This is a genomic window from Flavobacterium sp., from assembly GCF_013822155.1.
GTDB lineage: Bacteria > Bacteroidota > Bacteroidia > Flavobacteriales > Flavobacteriaceae > Flavobacterium.
Genome location: NZ_PNJW01000083.1, coordinates 1 through 9,900 on the forward strand (window position 1 = coordinate 1; position 9,900 = coordinate 9,900).

The following is a 9,900-nucleotide window of genomic DNA, read 5'->3' on the forward strand; positions in this document are numbered from 1 at the left end:
TTACTTTGTATTGTAAAGATTCAAAAAAACGAATGTAATTATCATTTCTTACTTCATCAATGTTTTTCAAAATCATGGTATTAAAAAGTATAAAACCACCCGGATTTAAAATTTCTCTCAACCTATTTTGAAAAAAAGCTTCAAACAAGAAACTCGGCATTATAGTATCTTGGAAAATATCGATTATAATTAAATCAAAATTTAATTTTGTTTTTAATACAAATTCAAACGCTTCATGGTGAATGAGGTTGAGGTTTTTGATTTTGTTTAGTTCAAAATGTTCATTGGCAATTTCTATTACCTTTTCATCTAACTCAATTCCGGTTATTTTTCCTTTGAAGCCAATTTCATCATTTAACGTTTTTATTACACTTCCGCCTGCTACTCCAAGAACTAAAATGTGATTCATGGATTTGATAGTATCAAAACCAATAAATCTAAGCCCTTTTCTTAAAATTCTTTGTAAACTTCCATAGGAGTAATTTGTGTTTTTGCTATCTAACACAATTTCTCCATTCACTAAGGTCACTTCTAAAGTTTTGCTGATTTCAGAAGTGGTTTTATAAAGATTGATAGGGTATAAGTAGCTTATGATTTTTTTTAGCATGGAATAAATTTCAGTAAAAATAAGAGAAATATCGTATTTTTACTAAAATATTTTACAATGAAGAAAGCACTTTATAAATTAATTTTTTTCAAATTGATGGGTTGGAAAATATCCGGAACTTTGGAACCATCACTCAAAAAGTGTGTCATGATTGTTGTGCCACATACAAGTTGGCATGATTTTTATCTTGGCATTTTTACACGAGGCATAGTTGGTTTAGAAATGAATTTTGTTGGAAAAAAAGAATTGTTTCGATTTCCTTTTGGATTTTATTTTCGATGGATGGGAGGAGCACCACTAGACAGAACCGGAGGATTGAATAGAGTGGAAGCCATTGCAAAAGTATTCAGTGAACGAGAAACTTTTCGACTAGCCATTGCTCCTGAAGGGACTCGTAAAAAAGTAACAGAATGGAAAACAGGGTTTTATTATATCTCACTTCAAGCAAAAGTTCCAATTGTGCCCATTGCCTTTGACTATGGTAAAAAGGAAGTAAAAATAGGGAAACCCTTCTTTCCAACAGGAAATATTCTTTCCGATATACCTGAATTAGAAAAGCAGTTTAAAGGGGTTGTTGGTAAGTTTCCAAGTCAAAGTTATGGAGTGTAAATAGTTATTCTTCTGAATAATTATAGCTTTTAACAGTTCCATTGGTATAAAAAATCATTACTTTTTCAATGGAATTAGTTGATTTTGAGTTGTTTTTATGTTTTTCTTGATTAATTACGAATGAATTAACTTCTTTTAATTCTGCATTTTTTTGAGTATTTACTAATTCCGGTACAGCAACGACTTTCTTTTCCGATTTAGGAAAATCACCTTGATTCATTAAAAACCAATACAAATCCACTTCAGGAAAGCATTCTGTTATTTTGATAACAAATTCTAAACTCGGCTTGTTTCTGCCGGAGAGTAGGTGAGATAAACTAGATCGCTGTACGCCAATTTTGTCTGCAAAAGAAGAAGCATTTAATTGGTAATAATCAAAAATCAATTCGAGCTTTTTTACAATTTCCTGCGTGTTTAACATAGTGAATGTTGTTGGTAAAATAGATTGTTACAAATGTAATCATTTAGTTTTAAAAAGGAATTGTTACAATTGTAATTTTGGCAATAATAATTAATTTATAAAGAATTTAAACTTTAATAAAAGTATAATAAAATATTGGAAATCATATTTTTAAATAATAATTATATTTTCGAATGACATTTGTCAATTTAGGAGTATTATTAGATGTAATAAGTTGTTTACAAAGTTAAATTTACAGTGTTTTTTTATCGTTTACAATTGTTATTCTAAAGATGTTTACTTTTGTAATAGTAAAAAACAGTATCATGGATTATCATTCGGTTTTCGAAAAACACAAAGAGCAGGATTTGTTTGGTCGTTACATTACCTTAAAAAATATTGAACCTCTTTTTGGTAAACATTTGTTCAAAAACAAGATTGATGTTTTGGGAAAATCGGTTCTTGAAAAATCGATATATGGTTATCAAACCGGAATCGGAGATTATAAAATTTTGCTTTGGTCTCAAATGCATGGTAATGAAAGTACCACAACAAAAGCACTTTTCGATTTGTTTAATTATTTAGATTCGGATGTTGAAGAAGTGAAGAAATGGAAAGATAAATTTACATTTCTTTTTATTCCAATGCTCAATCCAGACGGTGCTGAGTTGTATACTCGAGAAAACGCAAATAAAATTGATTTGAATCGTGATTTTATTAATCTTTCACAACCTGAAAGCCAGTTGCTTTTCTCTCAATTTTCAAGTTTTAAGCCCGATTTTTGTTTTAATCTTCATGATCAGCGTACAATTTTTGCTGCCGGCAAAACAAATAATCCGGCAACTGTATCGTTTTTGGCTCCTTCTTATAATGAAGAGTGTGCAATTAATTCAACCCGACAAAAAGCAATTAATCTTATTGCGGGAATTAATATGGAATTGCAAAAGCATATTCCAAATCAGGTTGGTCGATTTGATGACGCTTTTAATCGAAATTGTGTGGGAGACACTTTTCAACAATTAGGAGTTCCAACGGTGTTGTTTGAAGCGGGACATTTTCAAAATGATTATGAAAGAGAAAAAACCAGAAAATTTATTTTTATTAGTTTATTACGCAGTTTTTCTTTGCTTTACGAAAACGATATAGTTAACAACAAAATCGATGATTATTTGAAAATTCCGCAAAATAATGTCTGTTTTTACGATATTGTTTATCGAAATGTCAAAATAAATTATGATAATTCAATTATTATAACGAATTTTGCAGCTCAATATAAAGAAGAAATTATTGAAAATCAATTGTTTTTCAATGCCTATATTTCATCTGTTGGAGATTTAAATGATTTTTATGGACATCTGGAATATGATGCACAAGAAGATTTATTTCATGACGGAACAGATGATTTTCCAAATATTGAAGAAAAAGCAAATTTTACAATAGGAAAAAGCAAGGTGTTTGTTAATGGTTTACTAATTAAATAATAAATTAGTTTATTAATTGAATAAATTGTATTTCATTTGCGTCTTAATTTAATAATTAATTACTAATAGATAAAATGCCATGAGTAAGTTTCGTTTAGATGAAATAGATCACCAAATTCTTGATATGTTAATTGATAACACAAGAGTTCCATTTACTGATATTGCAAAAAAATTATTGATTTCTGCGGGAACTGTTCATGTTCGCGTTAAGAAAATGGAAGATGCAGGTATTGTTATGGGATCTTCATTAACCTTGGATTATGAGAAATTAGGATATTCATTCATCGCTTATGTAGGTGTGTTTTTGAATAATACATCTCAAACAAAATTTGTTTTGGAGCGAATCAACGACATTCCATTTGTAACGGTTGCTCATGTTACGACCGGAAAGTTTAATATTTTCTGTAAAATTCGTGCGAAAGATACTAAACATGCCAAAGATGTTATTTTTATGGTAGACGATATTGAAGGCGTTTACAGAACAGAAACGATGATTTCCTTAGAAGAAAGCATTAACGATAAAAAACGTTTGATGCATACTATATTTCAAAACATGTAATTTTGAAATCTTAAAGTACAAACCCTCTCCTTTGAACGAGAGGGTTTTTTTATGAAATAAATACAAGCTTTGTGTTTTATTTTTCAATTTAAAATTCACTAAATTAGTAATCAAAATAGCGTTTATGTATACCTTACCCAAGATTGAACGATTTCATCAAAATGTACTTTCTAAATATCAAATTTACAATAGTGTTTTTATAACCTTACCTTTTGATGCGATAGACAATACAGGTGTTTTGCTTCCCTTGTTTTCAGAAGTATGTGAAAATGGGTTCAAGAATCAACAAAGTCCGGAAGAAATTTTCAATTTGTTTGCTTCAAAATACTTAGACCATCCTTCAGAAGATAGAAAGATTGAATTGATGTTTCGCTTTATTCAATATGTTGAACGCCAAATAGTATTATTTGATGCGATTGAAGATGCAGCCTTTCCAATTGTGAATAACATGGAAGGAAGAGGTTCGCTAAGAGACATGAAAGAAAAGGCAGACCAACGTTCAAAAGGGATAGAACTCAAAGAGTTTTTAGAAAATTTTAAAGTCCGCACTGTTCTTACGGCACATCCAACACAATTTTATCCTGGTTCAGTCTTAGGAATCATCACAGATTTGACTGAAGCAGTTCGGGTAAATGATTTGATTCAAATTAAAAAATTATTGGCTCAATTGGGAAAAACACCTTTTATCAAAAAAGAAAAACCAACCCCTTTTGATGAGGCAATCAGTTTAATTTGGTATTTGGAAAATGTATTTTATGAGGCTGCCGGCGGAATGATTCAATATCTTCAAAAGAATATATTTGATGGTCAGGAAATTCATAATTCAATATTAAATTTAGGTTTTTGGCCTGGAGGTGATCGTGATGGAAATCCTTTTGTTACAACGGAAATTACACTCAAAGTTGCTGAACGATTACGAACTTCTATTTTGAAATGTTATTACAATGATATTAGAAAATTAAAACGAAAACTGACATTCAAAGAGGTTGATACAATTATCGCTGAAATTGAGGGCAAATTATACCGTTCTGTTTTTTATTCAAGAGGTGAAATTTATTTGACATTTGATGAGTTGCAATCGAGTTTATTAAAAATTAAAAAGATAATTAAAGAAGAACATCAATCACTCTATATGGACGAAATTGATTTGTTGCTGAATAAATTAAACTTATTCGGATTTCATTTTGCAACATTAGATATTCGTCAGAACAGTAAAATTCACAAACAGGTTTTTCAAGATATTGTTTCTAAAGAACAAAAGCTATTCCCGGATAATTATCATCAACTAAATGAAATTGAAAAGATTAAAGTGTTATCAAATGTGAAAGGTGCATTAACCGAGGCTGATTTTGAAAATGAAATTACTCAATCAACAATAAGTTCGATTCATGCCATGAAAACCATTCAGGAACACAATGGCGAGTTAGGTTGTAATCGTTACATCATCAGTAATAATGAAAGTGCTTTGAATGTGATGGAAACACTTGCAATGTTTCATCTGTGCGGTTGGGTAAATCCTGCTGTTGATGTAGTGCCACTATTTGAATCGGTAGACGATTTACAATCGGCCGATGAAATCATGGAAAAATTATACACCAATCCTACCTATAAAAAGCATCTTGAAAGTAGAGAAAACATTCAGACAGTGATGTTAGGTTTCTCTGACGGAACTAAAGATGGAGGGTATTTAATGGCTAATTGGAGTATTTATAAAGCGAAAGAAATGCTTACGACAGTTTCAAGAAAATATGGAGTTAAAGTTCTGTTTTTTGATGGTAGAGGTGGGCCACCGGCACGAGGAGGAGGAAAAACGCACAAGTTTTATGCTTCATTAGGGTCAAATATTGAAAACCAACAAATTCAAGTAACAGTACAAGGACAAACAATCAGTTCCAATTTTGGTACGTTGGATTCCTGTCGTTACAATTTAGAAAATTTATTAAGTGCAGGAGCGACAAATCAACTGTTCAGTAAAGGAGAAATAGTTTTATCCGATTCGGAAAATAAGGTTTTGAATGAATTATCACAATTGAGTTACGAAAAGTATAAACTTTTTAAACAACATCCGAAGTTTATACCGTATTTGGAGCGAATGAGTACGTTAAATTATTATGCTAAAACGAATATTGGTAGTCGGCCCTCCAAAAGAAATAAAACTGAGCAATTAGACTTTAACGATTTGCGAGCTATACCTTTTGTTGGTTCTTGGAGTCAGTTGAAGCAAAATGTACCGGGCTTTTTTGGTGTGGGAACTGCTTTGAAGCATTTTGAAGAAACCAATCAATGGGAACAAGTGGAACATTTGTATCAAAACTCACTTTTCTTTAAAACCTTGTTAGAAAATAGTATGATGGCACTAACCAAATCATTTTTTCCCTTAACAGCTTATATGCGGAAAGATGCAGAATTTGGTGAATTTTGGCAAATCATTTATGATGAGTATTTGGAAAGCAAACGTCTTTTGCTTAAGCTTTCGGGTTTTAAAGAATTAATGGAGAATTATCCAGATGGAAAAGCATCTATTGCAATCAGAGAGCAAATTGTCTTGCCATTATTGACGATTCAACAATATGCTTTATTGAAAATTAACCAATTGAAAAGTCAAAAAAATCCGAATGAAAAACAAATTGCAGTTTATGAAAAAATTGTTACCCGTTCGTTGTTTGGGAATATTAATGCGAGTAGAAATTCGGCATAAAGTTTAAATTATAATAGGTAAAAAATATATAATATATGAATACATCATCTTTACAATCAACAGAATACGCTACTTTTTATAAACCTTACATTGAGGCTTTAGGGGAAGTTGTTTTAATGAATGAATTAGAACAATCATTGTCTTTTTTTATCAATTTTTTAAAAACTATTCCAATTGAAAAACAGGAATTTAGGTATGCTGAAGGCAAATGGACCATCAAAGACATCGTGCAACATTTAATTGATGCCGAGCGAATATTTGTTTATCGTGCGTTGCGAATTGCCCGAAAAGATAAAACCCCATTACCCGGTTTTGAAGAAAATGAGTATGTAGAAACTGCCTTTGCAAATAACAGAGCAATGAATGATTTAATGGATGAATTTACAACTGTTCGCAAGGCAACCATTAGTTTATTCAAAACATTTACGGAGGAACAATTATTGCGAATGGGTACTGCTTCAGAAAAACCGGTTTCGGTTCGTGCTATTGGTTTTATCACTTTGGGACATCAAAAGCATCATGAGAAGATAATAAAAGAAAGATATTTGAAATAAAAAAGGAGCTCAATTGAGCTCCTTGTATTTTAGTAATCTTCTTCGTCGTCGTCATCCTCATCAGAGGGTTCATCCTCATCATCGTCATCCTCATCATCGTCAGAGCCACCGGAATCTTTTAATAAATCTACTTCCGTGTCATCGTCAGATGGGGCATCGTCATCTTCTTCATCAACATCCACTTCATCTATATCATCATCTAAATCAAGACCTTTTACCGGTGCAATAGTTTCAACTTCTACATCTAAATCTTCATCTTCTTCAAAGTTTTCAATACGTGTAGCTAGTTTTTTACTCACTTTTACCAAGTAAATAGTGTCTTCCGTGCGAACTTCAACAGCTTCAATTAATTCGTTTTGGGCATTTCTAAATCGAATAATATCAGAATCTTCATAGCCATCAGGAAATTTTTCCACAAGCATGGATAAGATATCGTTTGTCAGTTTGGCATAATCAACAATAATTCTTCTCATAAAAAAATCAATTATAAATCAAGTAAGTAAGCAAATATTAATGGAGCTACTATAGTAGCATCAGATTCGATAATAAATTTGGGCGTATGAATGTCTAATTTGCCCCAAGTTATTTTTTCGTTTGGAACTGCACCTGAATAGGAACCATAACTTGTGGTTGAATCAGAAATTTGGCAAAAATAACTCCAAAACGGAATGTCATGCATTTCCATATCCTGATACAACATAGGAACTACACAGATTGGAAAATCTCCTGCAATCCCACCTCCAATTTGAAAGAAACCAACTCCTTTACCTCCGGAATTTTTTGGATACCAATCAGCTAACCACATCATGTATTCAATGCCACTTTTCATTGTAGTGGGTTTGAATTCTCCTTTTATGCAATAGGAAGCGAAAATATTACCCATTGTACTGTCTTCCCAACCGGGAACAACAATTGGAAGGTTTTTTTCAGCTGCTGCTACCATCCAAGAATCTTTGGGGTCGATTTCGTAGTATTGTTTTAAAACACCCGAATTAATCATTTGATACATAAATTCATGCGGAAAATAACGTTCGCCTTTTGAGTCGGCATTATTCCAAATATCAAATAGATGCGATTGTAATCTTCTGAAAGCTTCTTCTTCCGGAATACAGGTATCGGTAACTCTGTTATAATGATTCTCTAACAAATCCCATTCTTCCTGTGGACTCAAGTCCCGGTAGTTTGGCACTCTTTTGTATGAATTATGAGCAACAAGGTTCATGATATCTTCTTCTAAATTTGCCCCGGTACAAGAGATAATGTGCACTTTGTCTTGGCGAATCATTTCCGCTAATGATTTTCCTAACTCGGCGGTACTCATTGCACCGGCAAGTGTAATCATCATTTTTCCATTTTCAAGCAAATGTTGTTCATATCCCTTAGCGGCATCAACAAGTGCAGCGGAATTGAAATGAAGATAATTTTTCTCAATAAATTGACTAATAGGTCCTTTGCTCATTTATGTTTTAAATTTTATTAACTGTTTTAAGTTGGCTCAAAGAAAAACTTTTTTTATGAAAAGACAAATACTTTTATCAAACAAAAAATATTATTTTTTTTCATAGCCTAAAATGGATAATACTTGTTCGGCACTTTGTTGTTCTGAAAATACTTCCGTAGCCAAAATACCATTTTCATCTCTGTCAATCAAAATATGTTTGGGTTGCGGAATCAAACAATGGTGTAATCCTCCAAAACCGCCAATAGTTTCCTGATAGGCACCTGTATTGAAAAATCCGATATACAATGGCTTTTCTTTGTTATATTTCGGTAAATATACCGCATTCATGTTTTGTTCGGAATTGTAATAATCATCGCTATCACATGTTAACCCGCCTAATAAAACTCTTTCGTAGGTGTCATTCCATCGGTTGATAGCCAACATTACAAAACGTTTGTTGATTGCCCATGTATCAGGTAAAGTAGTGATGAAAGAGGAATCAATCATGTTCCATTTCTCACGATCATTTTGTTGTTTTTGGTATAAAACCTGGTAAATTGCTCCACCACTTTCCCCCACGGTAAATGAACCGAATTCAGTAAAAATATTAGGCACGTCAACTTCTGCTTCTTCACAGGATATTTTAACTTGATTTATGATTTCATCAATCATGTATTGGTAATCGTATTCAAAAGCTAATGAATTTTTAATTGGAAATCCACCACCAATATTTAAACTGTCTAATGTTGGACATTCTTTTTTTAAGGCTACATATACTTTTAAACATTTCAGCAACTCATTCCAATAATAAGCCGTATCACGAATGCCGGTATTGATAAAAAAGTGAAGCATTTTAAGTTCTACCTTTTTATTTTCTTCAATTTGTTTTCTGTAAAAAGGAAGTATGTTTTTATATCCAATTCCTAAACGAGAAGTATAAAACTCAAATTTTGGTTCTTCTTCCGCAGCAATTCTGATTCCAATTTTGAATTTTCCATCAATTTTGTCTTGCAACAAATCTAATTCTTCATAATTATCGATTATTGGAATAGTTTTGTTGTGACCACCATTGATTAATTTGGCAATATTTTCGATGTATTGTTCTCTTTTAAAACCATTACAAATCACATAGGTGTTTTTGTTGATTTTGCCTTCCGCCATTAAATTTTCAACAATATTAATGTCAAAGGCCGAGGAGGTTTCAATATGAATATTATTTTTAAACGCTTCATTCATGATGAAACTAAAGTGAGAACTTTTTGTACAATAGCAATAATAATACTTGGCTTCGTATTTATTTTTCTCCATGGCTTTTCTAAACCAACCTTTTGCACGATTGATATTACTAGAAATTTGAGGCAAATAAGTAAACTTTAACGGAGTGCCATATTGTTCAACTAATTTCATCAAATCGATATGATGAAATTGGAGGTTGTCTTTATTTAATGTAAACTCTTCTTGTGGAAAGTAGAATGTTTGATTGATTAGGTCGAAATATTTTGTATTCATTTAGGTTTCAATAATTTAGATTAAAAGTAAAGTAAAAAACTA

10 protein-coding genes are annotated in these 9,900 nt (G+C 31.8%); 5 read left to right on the forward strand and 5 right to left on the reverse strand.

The genetic code is table 11. From position 1 onward, the window contains the following. Positions 1-607: spermidine synthase (locus C0512_RS14040; protein ID WP_290862644.1), on the reverse strand; the 607-nt coding region annotated here is incomplete at its 3' end. 57 nt (positions 608-664) lie between these two features. Between C0512_RS14040 and C0512_RS14045 the strand changes: the two genes are divergently transcribed. After that, positions 665-1,216 carry a 1-acyl-sn-glycerol-3-phosphate acyltransferase gene (locus tag C0512_RS14045; RefSeq protein ID WP_290862646.1) on the forward strand — a complete coding sequence of 184 codons (552 nt, stop codon included), beginning with the start codon at positions 665-667 and terminating at the stop codon, positions 1,214-1,216. 4 nt (positions 1,217-1,220) lie between these two features. Here C0512_RS14045 and C0512_RS14050 read toward each other — a convergent pair whose 3' ends face one another. Further along, positions 1,221-1,637 carry a helix-turn-helix transcriptional regulator gene (locus tag C0512_RS14050; protein WP_290862648.1) on the reverse strand — a complete coding sequence of 139 codons (417 nt, stop codon included), beginning with the start codon at positions 1,635-1,637 and terminating at the stop codon, positions 1,221-1,223. 305 nt (positions 1,638-1,942) lie between these two features. Here C0512_RS14050 and C0512_RS14055 point away from each other — a divergent pair, with 305 nt between their 5' ends. From C0512_RS14055 to C0512_RS14070, 4 genes are all read left to right on the forward strand, one after another. After that, positions 1,943-3,097, forward strand: coding sequence for a M14 metallopeptidase family protein (locus tag C0512_RS14055; protein ID WP_290862650.1), 1,155 nt, complete (start codon positions 1,943-1,945; stop codon positions 3,095-3,097). A 79-nt stretch (positions 3,098-3,176) separates the two neighbouring features. Further along, entirely contained in the window at positions 3,177-3,656 is a 480-nt protein-coding gene (locus C0512_RS14060) for a winged helix-turn-helix transcriptional regulator (RefSeq protein WP_290862652.1), read from the forward strand. A 124-nt stretch (positions 3,657-3,780) separates the two neighbouring features. Next, the gene (locus C0512_RS14065) at positions 3,781-6,354 is read left to right on the forward strand and encodes a phosphoenolpyruvate carboxylase (protein ID WP_290862654.1); all 2,574 of its coding nucleotides are present in this window, start codon (positions 3,781-3,783) and stop codon (positions 6,352-6,354) included. Positions 6,355-6,389: 35 nt separating this feature from the next. After that, complete coding sequence (locus C0512_RS14070) at positions 6,390-6,908, forward strand: DinB family protein (protein WP_290862656.1); 519 nt, start codon at positions 6,390-6,392, stop codon at positions 6,906-6,908. Positions 6,909-6,937: 29 nt separating this feature from the next. On the opposite strand, the gene C0512_RS14075 is transcribed toward C0512_RS14070, so the two are convergent. From C0512_RS14075 to C0512_RS14085, 3 genes are all read right to left on the reverse strand, one after another. Beyond that, positions 6,938-7,381, reverse strand: a complete 444-nt coding sequence (locus C0512_RS14075; RefSeq protein ID WP_290862658.1) for a DNA primase — start codon at positions 7,379-7,381, stop codon at positions 6,938-6,940. Positions 7,382-7,392: 11 nt separating this feature from the next. After that, on the reverse strand, positions 7,393-8,367 hold the full coding sequence (locus tag C0512_RS14080; RefSeq protein ID WP_290862659.1) for a deoxyhypusine synthase family protein: 975 nt from the start codon (positions 8,365-8,367) through the stop codon (positions 7,393-7,395). 90 nt (positions 8,368-8,457) lie between these two features. Then, entirely contained in the window at positions 8,458-9,858 is a 1,401-nt protein-coding gene (locus C0512_RS14085) for an arginine decarboxylase (protein WP_290862661.1), read from the reverse strand. Between the last annotated feature and the right edge of the window lie 42 nt (positions 9,859-9,900).

Bases quoted from the DNA above. Each gene is read 5' to 3' on its own strand.
- C0512_RS14075 (WP_290862658.1), bottom strand. From the start codon at position 7,381: ATGAGAAGAATTATTGTTGATTATGCCAAACTGACAAACGATATCTTA.
- C0512_RS14060 (WP_290862652.1), top strand. From the start codon at position 3,177: ATGAGTAAGTTTCGTTTAGATGAAATAGATCACCAAATTCTTGATATG.
- C0512_RS14045 (WP_290862646.1), top strand. From the start codon at position 665: ATGAAGAAAGCACTTTATAAATTAATTTTTTTCAAATTGATGGGTTGG.
- C0512_RS14065 (WP_290862654.1), top strand. From the start codon at position 3,781: ATGTATACCTTACCCAAGATTGAACGATTTCATCAAAATGTACTTTCT.
- C0512_RS14070 (WP_290862656.1), top strand. From the start codon at position 6,390: ATGAATACATCATCTTTACAATCAACAGAATACGCTACTTTTTATAAA.
- C0512_RS14085 (WP_290862661.1), bottom strand. From the start codon at position 9,858: ATGAATACAAAATATTTCGACCTAATCAATCAAACATTCTACTTTCCA.
- C0512_RS14050 (WP_290862648.1), bottom strand. From the start codon at position 1,637: ATGTTAAACACGCAGGAAATTGTAAAAAAGCTCGAATTGATTTTTGAT.
- C0512_RS14055 (WP_290862650.1), top strand. From the start codon at position 1,943: ATGGATTATCATTCGGTTTTCGAAAAACACAAAGAGCAGGATTTGTTT.
- C0512_RS14080 (WP_290862659.1), bottom strand. From the start codon at position 8,367: ATGAGCAAAGGACCTATTAGTCAATTTATTGAGAAAAATTATCTTCAT.